At 51.5% G+C, this 25,817-nt stretch carries 20 protein-coding genes; 7 read left to right on the top strand and 13 right to left on the bottom strand.

All coding sequences use genetic code 11. From position 1 onward, the window contains the following. Window positions 1-373 precede the first annotated feature (373 nt). The 4 genes from ACE5KN_RS03255 to kduD all read left to right on the top strand — a co-directional run bounded on the left by ACE5KN_RS03255 (window position 374) and on the right by kduD (window position 4,045). Window positions 374-1,327: an aldo/keto reductase gene (locus ACE5KN_RS03255; protein WP_375525154.1), complete on the top strand. Its 954-nt coding sequence runs from the start codon at window positions 374-376 to the stop codon at window positions 1,325-1,327. Between the two features lie 294 nt (window positions 1,328-1,621). After that, a complete protein-coding gene (kduI, locus tag ACE5KN_RS03250) occupies window positions 1,622-2,455 on the top strand; it encodes a 5-dehydro-4-deoxy-D-glucuronate isomerase (RefSeq protein WP_375525153.1) in 834 nt (277 codons plus the stop codon). 36 nt (window positions 2,456-2,491) lie between these two features. After that, a complete protein-coding gene (locus ACE5KN_RS03245; RefSeq protein WP_375525152.1) occupies window positions 2,492-3,250 on the top strand; it encodes a DeoR/GlpR family DNA-binding transcription regulator in 759 nt (252 codons plus the stop codon). Window positions 3,251-3,292: 42 nt separating this feature from the next. Continuing rightward, window positions 3,293-4,045: a 2-dehydro-3-deoxy-D-gluconate 5-dehydrogenase KduD gene (gene kduD / locus ACE5KN_RS03240; RefSeq protein WP_375525151.1), complete on the top strand. Its 753-nt coding sequence runs from the start codon at window positions 3,293-3,295 to the stop codon at window positions 4,043-4,045. A gap of 71 nt (window positions 4,046-4,116) precedes the next feature. On the opposite strand, the gene ACE5KN_RS03235 is transcribed toward kduD, so the two are convergent. The 5 genes from ACE5KN_RS03235 to ACE5KN_RS03215 form a co-directional block, all read right to left on the bottom strand. Next, complete coding sequence (locus tag ACE5KN_RS03235) at window positions 4,117-6,828, bottom strand: endonuclease/exonuclease/phosphatase family protein (protein ID WP_375525150.1); 2,712 nt, start codon at window positions 6,826-6,828, stop codon at window positions 4,117-4,119. A gap of 295 nt (window positions 6,829-7,123) precedes the next feature. After that, window positions 7,124-8,161 carry a tRNA 2-selenouridine(34) synthase MnmH gene (gene mnmH, locus ACE5KN_RS03230; protein ID WP_375525149.1) on the bottom strand — a complete coding sequence of 346 codons (1,038 nt, stop codon included), beginning with the start codon at window positions 8,159-8,161 and terminating at the stop codon, window positions 7,124-7,126. A 27-nt stretch (window positions 8,162-8,188) separates the two neighbouring features. Further along, on the bottom strand, window positions 8,189-9,247 hold the full coding sequence (selD, locus tag ACE5KN_RS03225) for a selenide, water dikinase SelD (RefSeq protein ID WP_375525148.1): 1,059 nt from the start codon (window positions 9,245-9,247) through the stop codon (window positions 8,189-8,191). Window positions 9,248-9,421: 174 nt separating this feature from the next. After that, window positions 9,422-10,234, bottom strand: a complete 813-nt coding sequence (locus ACE5KN_RS03220; protein WP_375525147.1) for a Cof-type HAD-IIB family hydrolase — start codon at window positions 10,232-10,234, stop codon at window positions 9,422-9,424. Between the two features lie 30 nt (window positions 10,235-10,264). Beyond that, complete coding sequence (locus ACE5KN_RS03215) at window positions 10,265-10,720, bottom strand: aldo/keto reductase (RefSeq protein WP_375525280.1); 456 nt, start codon at window positions 10,718-10,720, stop codon at window positions 10,265-10,267. 111 nt (window positions 10,721-10,831) lie between these two features. Between ACE5KN_RS03215 and ACE5KN_RS03210 the strand changes: the two genes are divergently transcribed. Further along, window positions 10,832-11,902 (top strand): permease, encoded by a 1,071-nt coding sequence (locus ACE5KN_RS03210; RefSeq protein ID WP_375525146.1) that lies wholly within the window; start codon window positions 10,832-10,834, stop codon window positions 11,900-11,902. Window positions 11,903-11,982: 80 nt separating this feature from the next. On the opposite strand, the gene ACE5KN_RS03205 is transcribed toward ACE5KN_RS03210, so the two are convergent. From ACE5KN_RS03205 to ACE5KN_RS03195, 3 genes are all read right to left on the bottom strand, one after another. After that, entirely contained in the window at window positions 11,983-12,510 is a 528-nt protein-coding gene (locus ACE5KN_RS03205; protein ID WP_375525145.1) for a hypothetical protein, read from the bottom strand. A 145-nt stretch (window positions 12,511-12,655) separates the two neighbouring features. After that, entirely contained in the window at window positions 12,656-13,063 is a 408-nt protein-coding gene (gene flgB / locus ACE5KN_RS03200) for a flagellar basal body rod protein FlgB (RefSeq protein ID WP_375525144.1), read from the bottom strand. A gap of 133 nt (window positions 13,064-13,196) precedes the next feature. After that, window positions 13,197-14,402 carry an MFS transporter gene (locus ACE5KN_RS03195; RefSeq protein ID WP_445993923.1) on the bottom strand — a complete coding sequence of 402 codons (1,206 nt, stop codon included), beginning with the start codon at window positions 14,400-14,402 and terminating at the stop codon, window positions 13,197-13,199. Window positions 14,403-14,679: 277 nt separating this feature from the next. Between ACE5KN_RS03195 and ACE5KN_RS03190 the strand changes: the two genes are divergently transcribed. Both ACE5KN_RS03190 and ACE5KN_RS03185 read left to right on the top strand, forming a co-directional pair. After that, complete coding sequence (locus ACE5KN_RS03190) at window positions 14,680-15,594, top strand: bifunctional helix-turn-helix transcriptional regulator/GNAT family N-acetyltransferase (protein ID WP_375525142.1); 915 nt, start codon at window positions 14,680-14,682, stop codon at window positions 15,592-15,594. Between the two features lie 214 nt (window positions 15,595-15,808). After that, window positions 15,809-17,044 (top strand): NAD-dependent epimerase/dehydratase family protein, encoded by a 1,236-nt coding sequence (locus ACE5KN_RS03185; RefSeq protein ID WP_375525141.1) that lies wholly within the window; start codon window positions 15,809-15,811, stop codon window positions 17,042-17,044. Between the two features lie 75 nt (window positions 17,045-17,119). On the opposite strand, the gene ACE5KN_RS03180 is transcribed toward ACE5KN_RS03185, so the two are convergent. The 5 genes from ACE5KN_RS03180 to ACE5KN_RS03160 all read right to left on the bottom strand — a co-directional run bounded on the left by ACE5KN_RS03180 (window position 17,120) and on the right by ACE5KN_RS03160 (window position 25,815). Further along, entirely contained in the window at window positions 17,120-20,134 is a 3,015-nt protein-coding gene (locus ACE5KN_RS03180; protein WP_375525140.1) for a GAP1-N2 domain-containing protein, read from the bottom strand. Continuing rightward, on the bottom strand, window positions 20,131-21,396 hold the full coding sequence (locus ACE5KN_RS03175; protein WP_375525139.1) for a TRAFAC clade GTPase domain-containing protein: 1,266 nt from the start codon (window positions 21,394-21,396) through the stop codon (window positions 20,131-20,133). The genes ACE5KN_RS03180 and ACE5KN_RS03175 overlap by 4 nt, the downstream gene beginning before the upstream one ends. A 13-nt stretch (window positions 21,397-21,409) precedes the next feature. After that, complete coding sequence (locus tag ACE5KN_RS03170; protein WP_375525138.1) at window positions 21,410-22,048, bottom strand: beta-mannanase; 639 nt, start codon at window positions 22,046-22,048, stop codon at window positions 21,410-21,412. 25 nt (window positions 22,049-22,073) lie between these two features. Next, a complete protein-coding gene (locus ACE5KN_RS03165) occupies window positions 22,074-23,360 on the bottom strand; it encodes a vWA domain-containing protein (protein ID WP_375525137.1) in 1,287 nt (428 codons plus the stop codon). A 100-nt stretch (window positions 23,361-23,460) separates the two neighbouring features. Beyond that, the gene (locus ACE5KN_RS03160) at window positions 23,461-25,815 is read right to left on the bottom strand and encodes a transcription initiation factor TFIID (RefSeq protein WP_375525136.1); all 2,355 of its coding nucleotides are present in this window, start codon (window positions 25,813-25,815) and stop codon (window positions 23,461-23,463) included. Window positions 25,816-25,817: the final 2 nt, after the last annotated feature.

Genomic DNA, 25,817 nt, shown 5'->3' with positions numbered 1-25,817 from the left:
CACGAAGGAAATCAGGAAGCGGGTTCGACATCGAATCTTGAATTCAGCCGGGCCTTCCGGTGCTCACGTACTCCAAGTACGCTCCGCTCCTCAGTCCCTGCTTCATCCAATCTTCTCGGTGCTGAAAACCTGACTTTTTGAACACTCACTTTTAATATCGGATACCGGGGGTGTCCCACAAGGTCCTTTGACCTGGGGCACCCCTTTCGTAGGCTGTAAGGCCTCTGATATAACAAAAAAGAAGTGATATTCCGCACTCCCGCTTCGTATTTCTTATATGGAACCGTTTTCTTTACAATGTTAATATAACCCTGACGGCAGCAGCCGATTGCTCTTGAGAAGTGATTAAAGTAATCAGGGAGGCGACAGCGTTATGGACTATATTTCAATTGAAGGAACTCGTAAACCGGTGTCACGGCTGATTAAAGGCTCCGATTATTTTACCCATGAGACCTATGATACGGCCGCGCGCAATCTGGATGCTTTTCTGGCGGCCGGTGGCAACACAATCGATACAGCTCATATCTATACAGGCGGCCAAAGTGAAGAGGTCATCGGCAGATATATGCAGGAAAAGGGAAACCGCGATCAGTGGGTGATCCTGACGAAAGGGGCGCATCATGATCAGAACGGGCCGCGTGTAAACCGCGCAGCCATTGATGCGGATTTGGCCCGCAGTCTGGAGCGGCTGCAAACGTCCTCGGTAGAGCTCTACGCCCTGCACCGGGATGACCCTTCCGTCCCTGTCGGGGAGATCCTTGAAGCTCTTAATCACCACATTGAGGCCGGAACGATTGAAGCGATCGGCGCCTCCAACTGGACATGGCAGCGGCTGCAGGAAGCGAATGAATACGCAGCCTCTCACGGCTTGCAGGGCTTCTCCTTCAGCAGCCCCAATCTCAGCCTGGCGAAAGCCAATGAGCCTTTCTGGCCCGGCTGTGTCTCTGCTGACGAGGCTACCTGCAGCTGGCATGAACAGCAGCAGCTTCCCCTGTTATCCTGGTCTTCACAGGCCAGAGGTTTTTTCACCGGGCAATTCACCCCGGAGCGGCGGGATAATGAGGATTTGGTGCGCGTATTTTACAGTGATGATAACTGGGAGCGCCTCCGGCGCGCGGAGCAGCTTGCTGAGCAGAAGAATGCCAGCACCATTCAAATCGCCCTTGCCTATGTGCTGAATCAACCGTTCCCAACCAGTGCCGTCATTGGCGCCCGCAACCCCGCGGAGCTGGACTCCTGTGCTGAAGGGGCCGAAATTAAGCTGTCCCGAGCGGAGCTTGAATGGCTCGATCTGCGCCAGGATAAAATCCCCGCCAGCCTGGACTGACAGGAATGACTTATTGACCGGAATGTTTAAAGTAAGTTTCCCTCAGAGACCGGGACAACCCGGCACTGAATAACCGCAAGCCTCCTCGCCCGAGCAGAAACAGGACTGCATCCGCAGCCTCAGGCCAACCTTTTTCCTGAGATTCTGCTCCGAGAGGGGGCTATTTTATTTTTTCTCTTTCCACCACATACATAAAATTTCATTCATTCACTTGCCAAATGAACCAATATGGATTAATTTAAACTTATATAAACCTATTTTTAACCAAAACGAACAGTGAAGGAGACGAAAATTATGGAAAATCGCCACGCCTCTCATCCCAATGAAGTGAAAGCTTTCGACACGGAGCGCCTTCGCCAGGAGTTTGTGATCGAGTCTTTATTTGTTCCCGGTGAACTTAAGCTCGTCTATTCCCATGTAGACCGCTATATCATCGGAGCTGCCGTTCCCGTTCAGGAAGCGATTGAATTGAAAGCGGATTCTAAAACCATTGGCGCAGACACCTTTCTGGAACGCCGGGAAGTTGGGATTATCAACATCGGCGGCGCTGGCACAGTAACCGTAGACGGCAGCGATTACGAATTGGACACGCGGGAATGCCTGTATGTGGGGCTGGGAGCCAAGGAAGTGCTGTTCAAAAGCACCGATGCCGCCAATCCGGCCAAATTTTATCTGAATTCGACACCTGCCCACAAAAACTATCCGACGGTGAAAACAGGTCCTTCCGATGCGTTTAACGTTCATCTCGGTTCCATTGAACACTCCAATGAACGGACGATTTACCGTTATATCCATGATAAAGGCATTCAAAGCTGCCAGCTCGTGATGGGCATGACTGTACTGGAGCCGGGCAATATGTGGAATACGATGCCGGCGCATACCCATAACCGCCGTTCCGAGGTCTACCTGTATTTCAATCTGCCGGACGATGCCGTCGTGTTTCATCTCATGGGAGAACCGCAGCAGACACGCCATGTCGTCATGCGTAATGAACAGGCGGTCATCTCCCCAAGCTGGTCCATTCACAGCGGCGTTGGCACTCATAATTACACATTTATATGGGGAATGGCCGGGGAAAACCAGATTTTCGAGGATATGGACGGCGTAGCCATGGAAGAGTTAAGATAAGAAAAACTTAAGCAAAAACAGAACGGATGAAGCTTTATGAACCCTCTTAGAAGATATGAAATTATTATGGAGGTCTTACTGCGTGACAAGGAAGTAACGGTCAATGAGCTCAGCGAGCGCCTGAATGTGACCGGCAAAACAATCCGCGAGGATCTCACCAAACTGGAGGAGCAGGGCCTGGTCGTACGTGTTCACGGCGGAGCCATGCTGGCCAGCCGCGAGCAGTACGGGATTCTGCCCGAGCAGGAATCGCAAATCAAGCACCTGTCCGAGAAAAAGCAAATCGCCGCTGCGGCCTCGTCGCTCATCGTCGAGAACGATATTATTGCATTGGACGGCGGCAGCACGATGCTTGAAATTGCGAAGCAGCTGGGACCGGAGCCGATCACGGTCATTACCAATGATGTATATGTCATCAGCGAGCTGGCTCCAAAGGATCACATTCGCCTTGTTGTGCCAGGCGGCTACCGTGTCCGTAACGTGCTTGCCGGACCGGAAGCGGTGGCCTTCATACACGGCCTGAATATCCGGAAAGCATTCATTTCTGCTACCGCCATCCACCCGGAGAACGGCTTATCCGTGTATACAAGCGATCTGATTGATTTCAAACGGGCCCTGATCACGGTCTCCAAAGAGGTGTACGCTGCTGTGGATCATCACAAATTCGGACAGACCGCTCTGCGTACCTTCGCCCCTCTGTCAGATCTGACAGCGGTGATTACAGACCGGATTCCGGATAACGAACAGGGACGGCGTATTAAGGAGACTGGCGTCCGTTTGATCAGTTATACCTGATTCTACCTGTACACAATCTCTATAAAGGAGTGTCATTCGCATATGCAATGGTTTCAGCTTGAAGGAAAAACGGCGCTCGTCACAGGCAGCTCCGGCGGAATCGGGGAAAGCATTGCGATTGGTCTTGCTGAGGCGGGAGCCGACGTTGTTACCGTATCCAGATCAGGCAGCGATCAAGCAGTCTCTGCCATTCGTAATTTGGGAAGACAGGCGCTTGATATTAAGGCCGACCTCGGTCTGACCGACGGTATTGAGCAGGTGTTCACCGATGCCCTGGGCCTGACTGGAAACATTGATATTCTCGTCAATAATGCCGGCACAATTCGCAGAGCTCCGGCGGCTGAGCACAGTCTGCAGGACTGGAACGATGTTATCAATCTGAACCTCAACTCTATTTTCATGCTGTCGCAAATCGCCGGTCGGCATATGATCAGCCGCGGCAGCGGCAAAATCATCAATATCGCCTCCATGCTCTCCTTCCAGGGCGGCATCAATGTCCCCGGATATACCGCGAGCAAGCATGGCATTGCAGGTTTGACAAAAGCGCTGGCCAACGAATGGGCGCAAAAGGGCATCCAGGTCAACGCTATCGCACCAGGCTACATCGATACGAACAATACGGCGCCGATTCTGAAAGACCCTGACCGGACGCGTTCCATTACCGAGCGTATTCCGGCCGGACGCTGGGGTACGCCGGAGGATCTCAAAGGCCCGGCCGTATTCCTTGCTTCCGCTGCCTCCGACTATATGAACGGACATGTGCTGTGTGTTGACGGCGGCTGGATGGCACGCTAAAGAGAATAGACCCCCGCACTCCATAAATAAGTGCGGGGGTCTTCTTTGATACTTTCTTTATTTTGCCGACTTTATTCAGCCAAAAATTGTTTATCCAGTTGATCAAGCAATACAACGGCATCTGTGCGAGTAAGCTCATTATACAGATTTAATGAGTCAAGTTTAAGGAACCCGGCATTCAGGAAGTAATGGATGGCTTGCTGAGCATATGCCGGTACATTATTCAATGCAGCGGCATCCACCGAGTTCATCTCTTGCGGGCTGGATATCCGGCCTTGATAATTCAAGTATCTATAGAACATCACCAAATAATCCAATTTGTGAATATTTCCCGCAGGGTTAAACTTGCCGCTGCCCGTTCCGTTGACCAGACCAAGCTGATTTGCCGCAGCAATATCGTTGGCATAGTAGCTGTTCGGCTTCACATCGGCAAAGCTGGTCCCGGATTGGCCGGCAATGTTGAACAACCGGTTCAACATGATGATGGAATCCGCACGGTTTAGTTTGGCGTCGCCGTTGAACTTATTTCCGCTTACGCCTTTGATGACACCTTTGTCAAACATGGATTGAACCGCATCGATCGCGTTGAACGAAGAGTCGATGTCGGTAAAGACCGATTCAACCGGCGTGCTTGGTTTTGCATTTTGCTTATCGTCATCCGCCGGTGTAGTTTCCGGTTTGGTTTCAGGGTCGGTGCCAGGCTTGGATTGTTCCTGTCCCGGTTTCGAAACTGAACCATGGTTCGAACCGCCGCCCGAGGATGAATGATCCGAATCATCATCATCCGAGTCATGCGGTTTCGGCGTTGTCGGCGTTCCTGGTGTTCCTGGAGTTTCCGGCGTTCCTGGGGTCTCCGGTGTTTCCGGCGTTGTCTTGGCGGTAACGTTAAAATAAATTCGTTCGGCAATTTCCTCATACCCGCCATTGCTCATCAGAGCAACGAAATATTCTCCCGGTGCCATATCGGCCATTTTGCCCGCCGTCCCCGGGCTGTCGTCATTTAAGGTCAACGCGCCGTCAGGAAGATTTGGCACATACGCCCATTTGGTTGAACCAGGGCCTCCTGGAACTTCATCTTTCTTGTATACTCCTATCCAATCTGTCTTACGTTGAGCTGCTTTATAGCCGACCGTAATAGATTCTCCTTGCACAAAAGAGGTTTTTTCCAGACGAATCGCCGCCTTTTCGATTTCCGGATCTTTCGGCAGCTCCAGGTCATTGTAACTGCGCGGAGTTACGGTGAAAGTCGAAACCACGGCTCTGTGGTCAGATACCCAAGTATCCAATTCTACATCGGATTTGGTAAAGGAATTGGAGTTTCCTCCGACGACCTGCTTCTCGCCATAGACCTGGCTGTTCTTTACAACAGCGGGACCGTGACTGTATACATAATCGATCCGATCATACATTTCCGGGTTCTTCCACTCCGTTCCTTCAGCAGCCCAAGTAATGGTAGGCTCTGCTACAGGATCTGGATGGATGGCACGATAGGAATCCTGGAAACCAAGTTCCTCCAGTTTCTTGGATACCGGCCATTCGACGACTTGTCCATTATGGCGATTTTTATTGCCTTCAACCCAATCTAGGTGTGACGGAACGTTGAAATCGCCAGTGAGGAATACGGGCATTCCTTGCGCGGCCAACACCGGAAGCTTGTTGAACATGCTCTTCATTTCTGTCATATGATACATATTCTCGTTTTGCAAAACTTCTTCGACCGTTTTGCCCTCCTGAATATCGTATGGACCATACGGAGAAGAAGACAAATGGATATTGCCGATGGCCACCGCCTTGTCCGGCAGAACTTCAATCAGATAATAGTCATTCGCTTCATCAACCTCAATGATTGGATATTTACTGATCAGACTGAGATCGCTGCCCGCTTTGACAGCCGCATAAAACCCAAGCAATTGCGCTGCTTTGACGACGATATCTCTGTCCGTTTCTTGAATGCCCGCCACATCAGCTCCGCTTTCACGGATGGCGTTTGCGATATGTTGCGCGGCACCGTCAACACCGTATTTGGATTTGACCGGTCCTTGCCATATATTAAAGCTCATCACGGTCAAATCCACCTCCTCCGGGGTCACATATCCGGGAAGCAGCGCTCTCGCGAAGGATTGTGATTGCAGTCCATCATGTTCGGAATAGGCCAGGAGTGAAGTAGCTCCATCTGGTACGATGGTGCCCGGTTGAAATGTGAACATGACATCCTCCTGATAGGCAGCGTATGTTACCGTGATTACTTCAGGTGCGCCAGGGAGCATACCGCTCGTTCCGCCCCAATACAATTTATAATTTTGAATGATCTTATTATTTGCAGGCGGTGTAATCGTGACATCACCGGTAATGGTTTTATCGCTGCCGATCACTGCGTCCAGAGACAGACCGGAAGGCGCCGGCAGCGCTTCAATGGTAAACGAGGTGCTTGTCTCAGCTTGATACCCATCATTAACCAAAAAACGCAGGATATATTCTCCCGGTTTCAAGGAGGAAGTATTGAATGTTAAAGTACCTTCTCCTGTCCCCGTGTAATGCCACTCCAGGTAGTTTTTCAGATTATCATCGGAAGCTTCATATAAAGCGATCCAATCTTTTGCATTCTCCGCTCCTGAATAGGTTACCTCAACGCTTTCACCCTGCCAGTAAACCGACTTGTTCGCAGCCATCGTATAATCAGCCGCATGAGCCTTTTGTGCAAATAGACCTAACGTTGGTATGCTGAGGATAACTGCAAGCATGGCACACAGTAAACGGCTAAATAATATTTTCACTTGAGACACCGTATATTTCCCTCCCTTTCAGGTCGTTGTCATATTCTCTTAATTGTTCATGAAGCTACTTAGCATGGGCTAATGACATCCACCTCGATTCCTTGACAAGCTATTCCAAGCTTAAAGTCGAATATCCAAATCAATATAAAATCCAAGTAAATAAATTGTTAATTGTTCCGTTTATTTTGACCTTACGTAAAAAAAGCAAAAAGCCAGCAAACACAAAATTCGTGTTCGCTGGCTATTGGGCTGTCATCCGGCAATCCTTGATTCTATTCCAGTTTTACCTCGCAGGCCGTCTGCTTTACCCCTTAAAATTTTCCAGATAGTCCTTTACCCGCCCGGCTGCTTCCTCAACAGAGTCCGCCTGAACCGTTACGCGCTTCTCGCTGTCATAATGGCGCGCAGTATGCTCATAGCGCGGATCGTAGTAAAATTCCAGCAGCAGGCGAATCGCTTCCTCATACTGCCCCGCACGCAAATCCGCTTCAATCTCCGCCGCTACCGGCGTATGAATACGTTCCTTGATCCGCAAAAACGCCTGTATGCATGCCTCCGCATGCTTTTCCGGCTCGTAATCCTCCATGATCTGGCGGACACGCTCTGCGACCGGGATCTCGATCCAAAGATGAACGCCCTCTTCCTTCTTGTTTAACAGAAATTCAGGCAGTGCCACTTTGCCGATCCGCTGGCTCTCCGCTTCAAACAGGATATAGGGAGCTTCATGATGCTGAAGCAGTCCCTGCAGCAGCAGGGAGTCGAACGTTTTCTGATTGCGGGAGGCATATCCGATATGGCCAAACACCGATCCGCGATGTCCTGCCATTCCTTCCAGATCCAGCACCGGATAGCCTTCCTGCTGCAGCAGACGCAAAATCTTCGTTTTGCCGGATCCTGTGTGCCCGTTAATAACGATGGCAGGAACCTTGACCTCAAAGTTCTCTAACTGCTCGACAACCCATTTCCGGTATGCGCGTATTCCGCCTGACAGGCGGTAAGCCTTGATGCCCATTAAGGAAAGGACGGTTGCCGACGTTTTGCTGCGCATGCCTCCCCGCCAGCAGAACACGGCCTTCTGCTGCGGAATGGCTGCAAATTCGCGGATAAATGCAGGCAGCTTGGCGGACACGATCTCAAGCCCTCTCTCTTTGGCTGCCTGTACGTTCACCTGCTTGTACAGGGTACCGATCTCGGCCCGTTCTTCATCATTAAAAATCGGAATATTGATGCTGCCCGGTATGGTCGCCGCCGCAAACTCGGAAGGTGATCTGACGTCGACCGGAAGCAGACTTTTATCTTTCTGAAGCTTTAGCAATTCTTCAACTGTGATGTCCTGAATCAATTTCCCTATCGCTCCCTCTTACTGTCCCTAGCGGACAACGATGTGACCCGGATGCTCTGCTGTAATTTCACCGATGCGTGCTGCTTCAACGCCCGCTTTGAGCAAATCCGCCAGCAAGGCCTCCGCCTGGCTGCCCTCCACGGAAATCAGCAAACCTCCGGAGGTTACTGCATCATACAAAATATATTGGTCGAGCTGATCCATATCCGCCGGGAAGGTCACTGAGCCTTCCAGATGGGCAAAGTTATTTTTCGTTCCTCCCGGCACAAAACCGGCTTCCGCCAGCTCGCGCACGCGTGGAAGAAGCGGTACGAGCGCTTTCTCGATCACAACTCCGTTGCCGCTGCCTTTGGCCATTTCCGAGGCATGTCCGAGCAGACCAAAACCTGTTACATCCGTGCAGGCGTGCACATCATAGGAAGCCATCGTTTCTGCCGCCGTTTTATTTAAGGTAGACATGACCTTGGTAACACGGTTCACTTCTTCTTCGCTGAGCTGGTCCTTCTTGATGGAGGTCGTCAGAATGCCCACGCCGATCGGCTTGGTCAGGATCAGCTGATCCCCCGGCCGTGCTCCCGCGTTGGTCCGCACCTTGTCCGGATGCACTAGCCCGGTAACCGCCAGTCCGAACTTCGGTTCCTTATCATCGATGGAATGGCCGCCGACGAGCGTAACGCCCGCTTCCTTCAGCTTGTCGCCGGCTCCTCTCAGAATCTCGGACAGAATGCTTTTATCCAGGGTATGAATGGGGAAAGCCACAATGTTCAAGGCGGTCAGCGGAGTGCCGCCCATGGCATAAATATCGCTGATGGCGTTGGCTGCGGCAACCTGCCCGAACGAATACGGGTCATCGACGATTGGCGTAAAGAAGTCTACCGTCTGTACCATCGCCAGCTCATCCGTCAGCTTGTAGACGCCTGCATCATCGCTTGTGTCCAGACCGACCAGCAGGTTCGGGTTCGGTTCGGCAGGCGGAAGACTGCGGATGACCTGCGCCAGGTCGGCCGGGCCGATTTTGCAGCCGCAGCCTCCTTTGGATGAGAGTGACGTCAGCTTGATACCGTTTATTTTATCTTGAAGTGACATGAACACAACTTCCTTTCATATGAAACTAATCCAAATAACTATTATACTCCCCCAAAGAAATATTATATAGACTGAACATTAGAACTACTTTTCTTAAAATCGGTTACTCCTAAAACGGGTAATAAAGGGAAACAAACCCAATGAGGATGTGATCCCGATGTTAGAGAAATATTATCAATAAAATGGCGATTTTTTATCGAGAATCAAATCTATAGCGTCCAATACACCTTCGTTATTATTTGATCCAGTGATATGCATGGCAGCATCTTTTACAGCAGGAATAGCATTGGACATAGCAACACCATATTTAACATGAGAGATCATCTCAAAATCGTTCCCACTATCTCCAAAAGCAGCCGTTTCTTCATCTGCAATTTCCCAACGTTCTTGTAGCAGTTTAATTCCTCTCGCTTTATGAATTCCAGGGATGATTAAATCAATGTCACCATGACCACTAGAAACAGGAGTGACATACTTACCTACATGATTATTAAAGTCATCCAAAACAGATGCAGCAATATCTTCTGGAAAACTAGTTGCAAACTTAAATATGATATCATCTATTTTTTCAAAATCAGTAACCCTAGAAAGTTTGTGATAGTAACGTAATGTTTGCTGATAAAACTCTTCTGAAACTGAAGCGTGAACATAGGCTCCATTCTTACCACAAACCACTAAGTCAGGATAGTCATACTGCTTGAGCATTTTTAGGACTTCATTAATAGTCTCTGTAGACATCTCACCGTTATAGATGTCCTTTCCTTCATCAACAATATAAGCTCCATTTTCAGCAATAAAAGCGATTTCTTTTTCAATTTCTGAAAAAAAAGATTTTAATTGAAAATATTGATTACCGCTCGCAACGATAAACTTAATCCCTTGTTTTTTCATTTCTGAATATTGATCCCTAAAGCGTTTTCGATTGTAACTTTGATTACGATCTAAAAACGTACCATCCATATCGACTGCAATTAACTTGATAGCCATCTGATTCGTCTCCTTTAATCAAATAGTGGATTATTCACAAACTCCAAACTTGTATATACAAGTTGATCTTGGCTGTATTCTATCACGGATGCCCCAGGATTTCAAAATAAGCTGAGTAACATTATTTGCTAGTCGGATCTCATCTTCACTGACTTGTGACAATCCCCAACCTTTAATCTTACCACTCTCAATCATTTTGCCTATGCCAAATACCACTTCTTCTACAGGAATTTCAGGATTGATTCGATGCAAGTAGAAGAGGTCAATATATTCTGTATTCAGCCGTTTAAGTGCTCCATCTATAGCTTTTTCTACTTGCTTTTCCACGTTTCCATTTTCCTTATAGACTCTAAACTTTGTTGATATCGTTACTTTGTCACGTATTGGATGCAATGCTTTGGAAGTGGTATTTAAACTATTCCTAAGGAACTGCACTGTATTTTTGAGACGGATATCCTTAGAATCCTCTGCCGATGTAAAGGACATTATAATTATCCATTTTAGCGGTGTTTGGCAGCTTGCATGTGATATAATATCTCCCGTCTGCATTTTTCAAAATGTATCGGCTAATTTGTTTTATCGGAGGGAAAGAAAGAAATGAATTCTTCAGGTTCCGCCCGGCCGTCCGGTCACTTCAACCGAAGAGCATTGCTGCTGGCCTTGCTATTCATTGTGATCGCCGCAGCCGGCTTATTGTATGTAAAATGGTGGCCGTACTATGGCAAAGCCATCACATCAGCCACCACCCATTCCATCGGCTCTTCCATTCTGAACGGTGCGAATGAAGCTATCCCGGCCCCTTCGTGGAGCACGGCCTGGGAATATGCTTTAGCCTATTTCAAAGCTGTCTGGAAAGCGGCTGTGCTCGGCATCCTGCTCGGTTCGCTCGTGCAGGTGCTGCTGCCTTCCAAGTGGCTCTTGAACATGCTTGGCAAAGCCACCTTTAAAAGCACCGCCATCGGCGGTCTGGCCTCACTGCCAGGCATGATGTGCACCTGCTGCGCGGCACCGCTTGCCGTCGGCCTGCGCAAGAAGAACGCCTCGGTCGGAGCAAGCCTGGCGTTCTGGATCGGCAATCCGACCATTAACCCGGCGACGCTGATTTTCATGACATTTGTTCTCTCATGGAAATTCACCTTGCTGCGTCTTGTATTCGGGCTGCTGCTGACGTTCGGGGTAAGCTACCTGGCCAACCGCTTCGCGCCAAATGAACAAGTGCCGCGGGAGGTCGAAGCTGCGCTTCCTGAGGATGACAGACCGGAGCAGCCGCTTTATGTACGTTGGGGCAAAGCTATTTGGAGCATGTTTATTTCGCTCGTGCCTGCCTACGTGATCGCAGTTCTGCTGCTTGGCGCTTTCCGGGCCTGGATGTTCCCAGTATTAAGCGACGCAGGTGCCAACAGCCTGCTGGCCATTATCGGCTTCGCAATTGCAGGCATGCTGTTCGTCATTCCGACAGCGGCTGAAATTCCCATTATTCAAACCTTTATGTCCATGGGCATGGGCGGCGGCCCTGCAGCGGCGCTGCTGCTGACACTGCCGGCGATCAGCCTGCCTTCCCTGCTGATGATTGCGAAGCATTTTCCGGCGAAAGTGCTGGCGTTCACCGCTTCATCGGTTGTGGTTATCGGCATTCTGGCCGGGCTTGTCGGCTGGGCATTTCTGTAACATATAGCGGTTCAGAGACAGGGTTCTCCCTTTGTGGAGGGACCCTGTCTTTTTTGAATGTACGTCGATAGATGTTTTTCTTATTCCCCGGAAAATACATCCCACCTGTGTCGAAACTTTTCCAGCCGTGGATGTACGGTTTCCGGCTCAGCGGACAAAAGCAGCCTCAGCTGCACAATCCACTCCTCAAACGTGGAAAAGGAAGCGAATAAATTGGCCATCTCCGGGGTCATGTAGAGAAAATACGGGGACGGATATGTCTCGGTCAGGTAGCGCAAGGCAGTATCGATCGGTGTGTATTTTTTGCGTTTGCCATCCCAATTCTGAATGCTGACCGCAGAATGACCGGAATCGAGCTTCCATTCTTCCAGACGTTTTTGCCGTTTATGAAAAGCGCTGACTGGCTCCTTCCACATTCGCCGAACCGTATCTTCATGCAGCGGGTACAGCACCAGCCTGGCAAAAGCCCGCTGCTCAAAGGCAGCAAAAGCCCGCTCCAGTTCAGCATCCGTTACATCCTCAAAAGAGTCATAGAAAATCAGCGTTCCCTTCCTGCTCTCTTCAGGCGGTTCATATCCGTAAGGAACTCTTATGTTTTGTCTTGCCATCCCTTCTCCTCCTCTGCAGCAGTTCTTGCAAATTACCAGCTATCTATATAGTGTCCTTTTTCAACTCTACTGTAACAAAACGTCTATCGATGAACAAAAAATCCGCGCAAGGCGCGGATCTTCTGGCTTTAAATATTCACTTTAACTATTTCAAATCGGAAAGCAGATTCTTCATTTTGGAATAATAACCGCTCACCCGGTCAACGGTGTAGTTGTACAGCAGCTGGTTTTCCGCCAGTGCAGACATCTCCTTGTCGATGTCCACATTGTTCTGGTTGTTGTTCATCGATGTGTTCTGATCTTCAACAACCTTAAAATCCACCTGGTTGGAGGCGCTCGGCACGGGCAGATGCCGCGGGTCGGTACGCTTCAGGGGAAGCTGGCCACTCGAGCCCCTTTCCAGCTTGCGCTTCAGCTCTTCCTCAAACTCAACAGACTGGGCTTTGTAATACGGCGTATCGACATTGGCGACATTGTTTGCAATCACGCGGTTTCTGGCATTCAGCGCGACCAGCAGGGACGCGTTCAGTTCATTATTATTGGAATGAATCATGGTAACATTCTCCTCTTCTTTCTGGATCCAAAGAGACAAATACAAGTTCTTTATCGGCAGCTTCACTGCAAAAATGAATAGCAGACACCTGTGATCCGGAGGATTTTTTAAAATTTTTCCAGGCCTTAAAAAATCATCGTGGAAAACCGTACCTTCTCGCACTCCATACCGTAATCAGTGCAAGCACCAGCAGAAGCAGCAGCACTCCTGGAAAAGCCTGTACTCCAACAAGCTCTACCAAAACACCGCCCACAATTCCGCCGCCGGCAATGGCCAGGTTCCATACCGTCGTATTGATTGGCATCACGATATCCACCGCCTCTTCTCCGCTTGCTTCCGCAAGCGCAGTCTGCAGCAGAGTGGCTGCTCCGCCGAAGGTAAGTCCCCATAACGCCACTGCGGCAAAAACTACCGGAGCAGACGTCCCTCCGATCCACAGTGCAACGGAGACAAGCGCGAAACCAAGCAAGCTGAGCACTACCGGCTGACGCAGCTTGCGGTCGATGACCAGGCCTACGATCCAGATGGAAATAAGCGCCGCGACCCCAAAGACCAGCAGGACCAGATCCGTTCGGCCTGCAAGCCCTGAACGCTCAAGAAACGGGGCAATATACGTATACAAAATATTGTGAGCCAGCATCCAGGTTAACACAACAAACAAGATGGGGCGTATGCCCGGCAGCATGAACACCCGGCCGACCGACATCCTTTGCCCTGCCGGCTGACCCGGATAATCCGGCACCTTCCACAGCACCCATACAAGCAGTACCAATGTTAAAAGAGACATAAGCCCGAACACCCAGCGCCAGCCGATCACGTCACCGAGCAGAGTCCCTGCAGGTACCCCGAATGTAAGAGCAATTGGCGTTCCTACCATAGCAACGGCCAGGGCACGCCCTCTTAGCGCATCAGGCACCATGCGCCGCGCATAACCTGCAATCATTCCCCACGCAGCCCCGGCAGCCACACCAGCAAAAAATCTTGCGGCTAACGTCAAAGCGTAGCTGGATGATAAAGCGGTAATCGTGTTGAATACCAAAAAGCCGATAATAACGGCGAGTAATAGCGGGCGCCGGCGTATCCCTCCTGTAAACATGGCGAACGGAATAGCCGCCACCAGCGAGCCGAGTGCATACAGCGTTACGAGCTGCCCGGCCATCGCTTTGGTAATGTGCAGCCCTTCCTCAATCTGCGGCAGCAGACCTGCAGGAATGGTTTCTGTAACAATACAGGTAAAACCGGTCATGGCAAGTGCAAGCAGCGCCAGCCAGGGAAGGCGCTCCGGAATACTTGTGATTTGCACCACACCCTCCGGTGATGATGAATATCTTGACACCATATGCTCCTCCTTGAGTTGAATGATTTCTGGAACGATCACTCCGCAAATATAAATTATCGCTCTTCTCTTGTCAATAACTTCTGGATCAATCAGTATAAAATTAATTGAATGGAACGGAAAAATGACTGTAAAGATGCAAAAGGTCCGTTATCCTCCTAAGGGATAGACGGACCTTTCTCTCTTATAGGAACCTGCACAGATTAAATAGTTGACCAAGTCAATCATATGTTTTATATTGTTGATAAAGTCAACTATCCAGAAAGGACTGGTTCTTCTTATGACACACGGCAAAAATAGCTATGGAGCGGAATTTAGAAGGTTTAACCGCTTTTACACAACGGTTCTCGGTTTTCTGAATGAACATGCCTATGACGGCCCTTTTTCGTTAACAGAAACGAGGGTTTTGTATGAAATCTATAATACGCCGGATTGCACAGCCAAGGTGCTGCAGGACAATCTGGACCTGGACCGCGGGTATGTGAGCAGAATCATCAAACGATTTGAACAGGAAAACATGATTCATAAGCAAAAAAGCACCGCGGACAGCCGCAACCATTATGTGTATTTGACAAAGTCCGGGGAAGAGATTTTCAAAACGCTGGAGGCCAGGGCCAATCAACAAATTGACGATATTCTTGATAACCTGGAGCAAACCACACAAACCAAGCTCATCGAATCCATGCAAACGATCGAAAGCATTTTGTCACAACAGCTTCAGTCGAGCCGGACGGAAATCACGATAAGAGACTATCATTTGTCCGACGATATTAAGACCATGATTGAAAAGCAACGAGCCTTTTTTGCTGCGGCCCACGGTTGGGATGACACATTTCTGGAGTACCTGCGGAAGACGTTTGAAGGGGACATCGATAAAATATGGATCGCGGAGAGCGGCGGCAAATTCGCCGGCTGTGTGGGACTGGTGAGGATTGATGCCGCAACGGCACAGCTCCGCTGGTTTCTTGTAGAGCCGGCTTTTCATAAGCGAGGAATAGGAACGCAATTGATGCAAAACCTGCTTGAGTATTGCAGGACCCAGAACTACGAACGGGTTATTCTATGGACCGTAAGCAGCATGAAAGAGGCCCGGAAGCTGTATGAAAAATTCGGCTTTGTAAAAACCGAGGTGCTGGAAGAAAAGCCGTTATGGGGAGCACATCTGGTCGAAGAACGCTGGGACCTTACATTTTAGAACAGTCCGGCTCATATTCACTTTAATGCTCCCTGACTCCGGCAGGCGGCAGCATGCACTGGTATCCGGCAAAGCTGATATATGATGGGTATTTTTTAGGGGAATTGCTTGGCAATGATCCCCATTTTTCTATTTGCGCTGGCAGGAGTTCGGCTTCTTGTGACGAAAAGTAATATGCAGTCTTACATCATAGATGAATAGAGGGTGGGGAATTTTGAACTTTGAAAGTGCAAATTTTTTCAAACCCGGCAAAAAAATTATGGTATTAGGCGGTGACGGGTTTTGCGGTTGGCCTACCAGCCTCCATCTTTCAGGATTAGGTCATGAAGTAACGATTATCGATAATTTCTCCAGACGCAACATCGATAATGAACTTGAGAGCAATTCCCTGACTCCCGTTTATCCCATGGGCACAAGGCTCAATGCCTGGGAGGAAATGAGCGGGCAGTTTATCGATTTCCACCGAATAGACATTGCAGTGGAGTATGAAAAGCTGCTGCAGATCGTCAATGAGAAGAAGCCTGATGTTATCGTTCATTTTGCGGAACAGCGTTCTGCCCCCTACTCCATGAAATCCCCGGCGCACAAGCGCTACACCATCAACAACAATCTGAACGCCACACATAATCTATTAAGCGTCATCGTAGAATCAGGCTTGGATATTCACCTTGTTCATTTGGGTTCTGTGGGGATTTATGGATATGGAACGGCCGGAATCAAAATCCCCGAGGGTTATCTGGACGTTGAAGTACAGACCGAAACAGGAGAACGTCTGAAAAAGCAAATTCTGTACCCGACCAACCCTGAATCCATCTATCATTTGACAAAATCGCAGGATCAGCTCCTCTTTTTTTATTACAATAAAAACGACCAGGTCAGAATTACTGATCTGCATCAAGGAATTGTATGGGGGACAAACACAAACGAGACGAGTCTGGATGAAAGACTAATGAACCGGTTTGACTATGACGGAGATTACGGTACCGTCTTGAACCGTTTTTTAATGCAGGCGGCTGTTGGCCACCCCATTACCGTTCATGGAACAGGGGGGCAGACACGGGCTTTTATACATATTCAGGATACCGTCCGCTGTATTCAGCTTGCCATCGAGAATCCTCCCCTGCCTGAAGAGAGAGTGATGATTTTTAATCAGGTCACCGAAACGTATCGAATCCGTGAGCTTGCGGAGCTCGTCAGTAATCTTACGGGTGCCCCCATTCAGTACGTGCCTAATCCCCGCAACGAGCCGGCCGAGAATGAGCTGAGTATCTCCAATGATCATCTGCTGTCCAAAGGGCTCAATCCCATCACTCTCGATCACGGTCTCATGCAGGAGGTAACGATGATCGCCAGGAAATATGCGCACCGCGTGAACCACGCGAAAATTCCGGCTACCAGTACGTGGACCAAAGAGAAGCAGCCCGGTGTTTATGATGCGTTCAGCAAATAAAGGCGGGGACGACCTATGGACTTATGAAGTCCTGGGCTGTCTCCGCCTTTTTTTTTGCCTTCTTAACGAATTCCCCTAATGTTCTCCGACAGTTCCTTTTTCAGAATCAGCCGCTGAAGTGATCGGATATTGTTCTCCATCCACTTCAACCGTGCTGCCTTCCTGAATGGAGTAGTCTTCATTGATCGTAACCAATACCTTGTAAGGATAGGAAGGCTGCTTCGTGACAGCCGGAGCGCCCGAGACTGATCCTGCTGCGCCGTCAGACGGGTTCCCGCTGCCATTTGCAGCTCCGGCAGGCTGGTTGTTCTCCTGTGTGCCACCACTCGCAGAGCCGACAGACTGGGTATCCCCCTGTGCGCCATTCGCAGACCCGGCGGACTGAGTATCCCCCTGCGCGTCGTTGGCAGACCCGGTCTCGCTCTTTGACAGGATACCTTTTCCGTCCCCAGTCGAAGCATCCGGCGTCACCGGCTCAAGCTTAAAATCTGTAAATTCATGCCGATTCCCCTCGGGGTCCGTGATGTTGATCGACTCTGGCTCAAATGTCTCCTGCCGTACGAGGTCCGTGAAAGCAAACAAAAGCTTTAACCCCTTCGCTGTTGAGCCTTCCTCTTCCGCCGGCAATGTCACTTGTACTGCCGGAGCCTCCTGCTGCGGCGATGCCGGCTCGGCTTCCGTTGTAGCGGGAGTCAACGTGTCATTTGTCTGGGCCGCTTGCAGAGAAGTGTCTTCCGGTTCCTGGCTTAACAGACCGGAGGCGAACACGACCACCACTGCAACCAAAGCGGCCGTAGCAAGCAATACCAGCAGCGCTCTGCCCTTGCGCAGCTTACGCAGCGTTTGCAGCAGCGGCGGATCGGTAGCCCGTTTCGCTTTATTATAGAAGGCCAGGTAAGGACCTTGTGCCTGCTCGAAATGACGCCGCCACAGCGCTTTCTTATGCAATCCTTCCTTTCCTTCCTCCTTGAAGAACACCATCAGGCTCTTCTGGTAATCCGGATGGAAGCCTGTACGCGGGCTGCCGAATGCCGTATGCAGCTCGCTCCAGCGGATAAAACGGAAGACGAGTTCTACATCTCCTGCCCAGCTCCGCACATCCTTCAGCAGCGCGTCATAATTCAGAGCCCTGCTGCCTTTCTCCGAAACCTCGCAGTAGACTGGAAGCAGCCGGGCATAATTTCCGTTTTGCAGTTCGGCCGGCAGCCAGCGCCTGGCCCAGTCCTGTACATGCTCCCGTTCCTGCTCCGAAAGCTCCATAAGCAAAGAAGGCTCCGGCTTCTCCGTTGTGAACCAATCATAAGCAGCGACGAATTCAACAGCCAGCGACTGCAGCCTCGGCGGGAGCTGGGCTACCCATGGTCCAAGATCCGCACGGGTGCAAAAGCCCAACTGCTTCAGCTGAGCTGGCGTAATCTCCTGCAGCTTGACTTCCGTCAGCAGGAAACGTTCCCCTGCTTCGTACAGCTTGCCCAGCATCTCTTCTTCTGCAGGCGTGCCAAGCCTTTCATGCATCATGTTCAATACGCTCTGCTGAAAATGCACCGTTGCTTCGTGCCGCTGCGGCATGGAACGCAGCCGGTCCATGACTGCCGTCTCCGCCAGCTTCTGGAACTCCGGGCGATTCGGCAGCTCCGGTTGAACCCTGCTCCAATCCCGGATCAGGTCAAGCATATCCTGGACGTCCGCAGCTCTCGCAAGCTTTTCCTGGGCATAAGGGAGAAACAACGCGTTCGTCAAGGCGCCTGTGCTGAGCACCTTATGTAAAAAAGCTGTGAGAAGCGCCTGGCTGCTGTCGATAATCTGGCAGATCCGCGCCGCCAGGTCCGCTCTTTTGGCGGCATACAGATTGTTCAATGAACGGATCAGATACTCGATCAGCTTATTACCGAGATATGATGAATCGGCATTGTAGTAATCCTTGAAGCACTTGACCACTTCCGGGTCAGGCAACGCGCCTTGTCTGACAGCGTCAAATTCACGGTCGAACGCGGCCAGAAACAAGTCATTCAGCCTCATCCGCCGCCGCATCGCTTCCGGGCTGGTCAGGTATTCGTTCAGCCCCTGTAATACAGACGCTTTATTCCGTTGATACCACTCGTTCTCGCCCTGCTCCATCCGGTAAAAGACGCTCAGTTCATCATAGCCCTGCAGGCTAAGCCCACGCCCGAACTCCATTCCGCTGAGCATCTGATCCGCGAACTTGAAGAACGCTTCAGGGGATTCTCCGCTTTTTACATGCTCCCATATAAACTCCAGAAAAGGCCTTTCAGCCTCCTCGGCCTCTGCATTCAGGATTCGTCCCTGCGGAAGGTCAAACACAAATTCCTTTTCAATATTCCGGTCTCCCGGCCGCAGGCTGCCCTGCGGCACAAACATCAAATGGATGCCTTTCCTGCTGGCAGGCTCCGCGGAATAAGTCAGAAAACCAAGCTTCTTTCTGAAGTCATATGGCATATAGCCGTATAAAACGAACAGCAGCTTTTTGGCAGCGATTGACGTATCCCCGGCAGGGGCATTCAGCGAGACGTATACCTTTTTGCGGCCAGACAGCGACGTCATGACCGCATACAGCAATCTTTTGAAGGTCTGCTCATCGATGTTCAGCTCGGCAAGTACGGATGCCGGTGCGATGGCCGGATAAATCTTTTCCCCGGGCAGAGTATCCAGTTCCGGCAGCTCCATTCCCTGTTCGATATCATAGGAGTCCGCGAAGGTCGTATTCAGCCACTGTTTGTAGTCCGCCGTACCCTCTCCGTGTCCGGCAGGAATGACAAAATTATGCGTAAAGAATGCGCTTCTCAGACCCGTAAAATCGGCTGCCTTATAAAGGCTGCGCCCCAGCACGATATCCCCGTTCTCTGTCCGTACGAGGTGAACGGCATCCGGATAGGCCTTCTCGTCCTTCTCCCCGCGCGAAGCCAGCTCGGCAGGCGCATCATACACGCATAAAGGATGCAGCACTTTTTTGATCCAATTGTTCTCCAGCCCCTGCGACTTGGCAATCGTATCGAAGCCTTCAGCGGCCCGGAAAATGCCTTGTCTTTCACGGGTGTACATCTGCTGCTGGATGGGCTTCAAACTGCTCAATGCAATTCTCTCCCCTCAATGTACTTCAGCTTGTACAGCAGCCAGATGAACGGCTCGTCCACCCGAATCGGGCTGACCAGCCCCTGCAGCTTCTGGTTCACCGGATTGCTGCCAAGCGCGGATACGGCAAAATAAGCAGTGTTGGAAAAGTAGACATCCATCGTGCCCTTGAACGGCCTGTCCACCTTCTCGATAAAACGCCGGATTTCACCGTCAATATTGGCAACCTCGGTCAGATCCAGATAATTGCGGTGCTCCATCGGGTTAAAAATATTGCTGTTGCTCTTGATGTAAGTGCCTTCCTCATCGGCAAGGGCTGTAAGCATATCGCTTTTGGTCAGCACCACTGCGGTCGGAATATCTGTTTTTGTTTTGTCCTGATAAGCGATAAAATCGCCGAACAGCGTCAGCACAACATCGCGGGGCTCGTCATATTGGGCCACAAATTCCCCGGGCTGACCGCCCAGGTTCAGCTTGATTCGCTCCCGAATGGAACGAATCTGCAGCGGATCGACCATAAACAGAATGCCGGCCGAATTTTTGATGTGCTGTCCATGCAGGCCGAGATAATCCTGATCCACCATGCCCTCACCAGCTACGTCAAAAAAGACCAAGGTCAGCGGGGCCTTCTCCTCATCCTTGAACACAAACTGGAAAATGAAGGGCTCCTGCATCTTCTCCTTTTGCGTGGACGAGAGCAAATCGCCCCGCTCAAACAGCGGCTCCTCGTACAGGGTGCGGAATTTGCGACTGATCTCTGCGTTCAGCGGCATGCACGCAGCGCCGAAATGATCGGCGGTATAATGCTGCAGCGTATGAATCAGCGAGGTCATGTAGACCGACTTGCCCGCCTGCGAAGCCCCGATAATGGAAATGATGTTGCTCGGCACCTTGCCGGCCGTTACCGGCAGCTCGTTGTGGCAGTGCGGGCACAGACGGCGCCGGGTCAGCTCCCCATAGCGGTCCGTCAGACCGATCAGCACATGATCGGAATACATGTGGTGCTCCTCCGGCACATCATGCGGATGAATAACCGCCTCCATCTCGTACACCTGGTCGAGGCCGAACCGCTCCCGGTATTTGTTCAGCAGCTCATCCTCGCCAAGCGCAAAATCCTCGTCATCCTCACGATGATGTGCAGCCCGGAAGACTACATCCTCCGGTGAAAATTTACTGAAGCAATACGGACAGACGATATCATAGAACAGCGGCCTCGGTTCAGGCTGCGGTTTCTTTTTGAAAAATTGTTGAAAAAAGCCCATACTTCCTCTCCTCTCATTCAGGAATCAGCTCGAACGTGCTCCCATACTTGCGGCCGTCAGTGAAAAAAACACGCACATATTCGCTGGTCCCCACCTCAATGGGCGGCAGCACATTTCTGCCGGCCGCAAATGGTCTCGTGAACGGGTATACGGTCCCGTCCTCCTTGTCGAGCGGATACCCTCCCTCCTTCTTCACGTAGCAGAGCGCTTCCTGGGGAACGGGAATTTCGGCGGTGACAGTGATCCGCACCGTCTTGCGGCGGCTGAACAGGCCCTTCTTGTGATCCACCGTGTAACGAATCCTGGCTTTGCCTGTACTGATTTCCGCGCTGTTGCGGCCGTCGCTCTGCCGAACAAGCAGCACCTGCCCGTCTTCTGTAATGCTCGCGTATACCGTATAACGAAGACGGCCAATGCCTTCAATTCGGTCCCGGTAGCTGCCCGCCGCCTTATACTCTTCTCGGGTAAACAGCTTCAGCCCCCCTTCCAACGAAGGAGGAGAGCTGTCCGCCGTTTCTGCGTCCCGCTTTTCAATGTATACCGCCTGCACACCTTCAGGCCAGCGCCAGCGGAGCACCACTTGGTTGTCAACCAGCCTGCAGGACAGCTCGGATATGGCAGGCATACCTGGCTGAGCTTCTCTATACTGCATTGTTTATATGCCCCCGTTTCCGTCCCTAAAATCCTTTGCTGCTGCTGTTGCGGCGCGCATGGTCGAACCCTTCCCCGCCTCTGCCCGGGCGGGTTGACACTCCGCGGCCGGTACCGCCGGATGATCTGCCATGATCGCGAATCGGCAGCACAAAGGAAAAGAGGGCGATAATGCCTGCCAGCAGCAGCGCCGCAAGCAGCCTGACGATGGGGTCCAGCCAGATGGAGCCATGAAGTCCTTTCTCCAGCAGCAGGCCTGCCAGCAGCCCTGCCGGGATGCCGCCAATGGCAAAATTCCGCGCCAAATAACGATTGTCGAACATGAGTCCAAGCGCAAGCCCGATCAATGCTCCGATTATAACCAAGGCCACTGTACGGTAGATGGCCAGATAGGTGCTGTCCGCGTACATACCTGTACGCTCCGTTAGCAGCGTCCGGTCCCCAAGACTGTTGTAAATCTCACCGAATACGAGCGAAAGCTGGCCTGCATCCGTTACATCATAGTAGGTGCCGCCGGTCATCTGTGCAATCGTCCGCAGCAGTCCGACCCCGCCGGCATCCGTCATGCTGAGGCCCACGGTATTGACCGCGATATTCCGCTCCATATAAGGAGCAAGAGCGCTGCCCGTATTCAGCTCGCTGTAGCCATCTGACAGCAGGATGACCATGGCGCCATTGTCGCTTTCCCCTTGGGCTTCGATCTGGCGCAGCGTCTCACTCAAGGCCAGATCGATATTGGTCCCCGAATCCGTGCTTGGAATGTGGTCCAGCTTGTCATAGACGGCCTGCTTTTCGGCATCCGTCCCGACCGGAGTGAACGGCTGCAGCACCTGCGGCTCGTCGCCAAACAGGATGACAGCAACCCGCTTGTCCTTGTCCATTTGGCCGATCATATTTTTGGCCGCAGCAATCCGGTCATTGTTTGGATCATTTTGTGCCATGCTGCCCGAGTTGTCGATGACGAGAACCAGATCGTTCACCTTTTTGGCTCCCGCAGGATTGATTTGATACCCCAACTCCAGCAGTGATCCTGCCGCAAAAAGCAGAACGAGCGTGGCAGGCACCAGCAGCTTCCACGACAGGCCCGCATAACGCTGCTTCCAGGACATCCCGTTCAGCTTCGGGCTGATCAGCTCGGCGATGAGACAGAACAACCCGATACAGAATGCCATGATTCCGAAATACACACCGATGACCAACCAATGCGGCCACTCGTTTAGAAAGCGCAGCAGAATAATTTCACCGATCAGAAACCCCGCCGCTCCCCCGATCAGACTGAACAGCAGCATAAGAAGATTTATTTTTCTCTGCATCTTAACCCCTTACCCCTTTTCAATTAGTGAGTGTTCAAAAAATCGTGATCAAAAAGATGATTTTTTGAACTACCTCTATTAGATCAAGCTTCGTGCCTGCTTAGCGTAATTCAGGCAGCCGCTCCGCAGCGATCCCGTGCAGCTCGTATCCATTCGCGGAGTACGTCTCGTAATACGTCTTTCCGTTCCTGTACACCATCAAATCCTCCATATGAAAACCGCCCATCAACTGCAGCTTCTCCACCCCGCTGCTGCGCTTTTCATGCACGAAGCCTGTCTTGTAGAGGCGGGATGAGTCATCCGCGCCCAGGGCGTAAGGCAGAAATTCGCCTTCATAATCACCGAAAAAATATCTTTCTTCGTATCTGTGTTCATGCGTGTAGTCAAGAAGTCTCACACTGATCACTGCATTCTCTTCAAGCGTGCGGTACAAGCGTTTAAACAGCTCATCCTGAGGCACAATTTGGCGGTTGTCATAATCCGAGGCGACGTTGGCGCGCCGCAGAAGTTCTTCCTCGAACGTCTGCTTGAAAGGCTCCCCGCTCAGGATCAGGCTGCGGCAGGTCAGGATCAGTCTGTCCACCAGCCCATCCGGTCCTCTGCCCAGCAGCTCCGCGGATGAACCCATAAACCGTTCCTCGAAAAACACCTGCTTGCCCCGCTTATTTTCGATTTCTGTCATCATCTCTGCAGTCACATGTTCATAATACTCGAACAGATTCTGGCCGGTATATTGATCTGCCAGACGAATGCTGTCCTCGGCAGCCGTCCGCAGCTCCAACTTTACCTGCTCCAGCTGTACGGCTAGCGCTTTCGTCTGCCTGTGCAGCCGCTCCAGCGCAGCCTCGCAGCGGCGGAGGGCTTCCAGCTCTGTATGAAGCCGCAGCATATGCAGCTTGAGGCTGTAGACTGTCTCTGTCAAATAGCGGATCAGGTTCCGCGTATTATGCTTATCCATCAGCGGCAGCCGCTGAAAGGGCTGATCCTCGACGGAGGCGGCATACAGAGCTTCCAGCTCCGCACTGCTGACGGCGAGATCGTTCGCTGTATCGCGGACCAGATTCCTCACCGCGCCGAGCACACTGCCTGCAGCCTGCTCATCCGTCCATTCCAGCAGCTCGTAAATGCCCGCCTCCGTTCCCGCAAGGGCAAGAGACACCCGGCTGCGCAGCCACTCCTCCGCATCAAAGGAACGAAGCCGGGCGGCAGCGGACTCCTCAAAGTTTTGCCTGAAGAACATGCGGCAGCCCTCGCCGAACAGCGCTTCCTCCGCCTCCTGCAGCGTCATTCTCTTCAGAGCACCGTAGCCGATTCCGGAAGTCATCAGGCCCGTCATATCCCTGATCGCCGACGGCTCCGGCACCAGACTGTCGAGCAGCTCCGCCCGGTCCGGGGCATCAAGGCCGAAATAGGCCAGCTTGTCGCGAATGCTCCAGTCCCGGCCGCTCTTCATGCGCTCCAGCAGCTGCATGTAGAAATGATACAACACCGTCAGGGCAATGGATTCATTGGGCCTCTTCACCCGCGAAAAGCCTGCCGACACATATCCGGCCCGGCCAGAGGCGGTCATGATGTTGTTCTTGAACGATGTATTGTTGTACCCGCCGTCCTGCGGCCTGTATTCTTCCGCTGTCCTGCTGCGGTTCTTGAGCAGCTGGATGTGGCAAATCATTTCACAGTTCTGACGCAGCTCATCGGGAACGATCATGCCGCGCTCATTTTTGTCCGAAAGCAGGTAGACCAGATCGAACAGCGGAGCCGGCGCATGCTGCACCTGAATCGCGAGTCGCTCCTCCGTCAAGTGCAGGGGAGCGGAGAACGTAAACCCGGGACTCTGCATCCATTCCAGCTCACGCAGGAACGCCACATTGATGGCGCTGCTGTAACCGAACTGCTCTTCAGGGCTCTCCTTCACCAAAGCATATAAATCCGTCTGCACCGACTTGAAGGATTGGCCCAGAATGTAATCCGCCAGCAGCGTGACTTCGGCAACTACGGTGTTCAGCGGATCATCCGCGCAGGTGATGACGGACAGGTGCACCCGTTCAAAGGAAGAATAAAGCCTCCCGTATTCCGCCAGCTGACGGGCGGCCTGCCGCAGTACGGCATTCAGCCGTATAAGCTGCTCCTCATTGCTGTAAAAGGCGCGGTATAACCCGCTTCTCTCCGACTTGTCATCCAGTCCGTCAAGCGGCGGGATCACATGTCCGAGCACCCCGCCGGTGGAATGCAGTGCTTCAGCCTTCGCAGCCACATGGATATAGGCAACCCCAGCGCTGTTATCCCATTTGCGGCTGTTGATTTCCATCACCGTCTTCAGGGCCGGGCCGCATCGGTCCCCGACAAAGAGAAACACAGCGGGGTAATGGATGCTGCTGCGCCCATCCCCACTGCCGATCAGCTGCTCTTCCGCACGGGCATAATCCTCCGCAAACTGGTTCAGCTTCTCTCTCATGG

The sequence above is a fragment of the Paenibacillus terreus genome (assembly GCF_042138595.1).
Taxonomy (GTDB): Bacteria; Bacillota; Bacilli; order Paenibacillales; family Paenibacillaceae; genus Paenibacillus; species Paenibacillus terreus.
The sequence above is the reverse complement of the archived record's forward strand: the minus strand, read 5'-3'. Positions and strand labels throughout refer to the sequence as shown.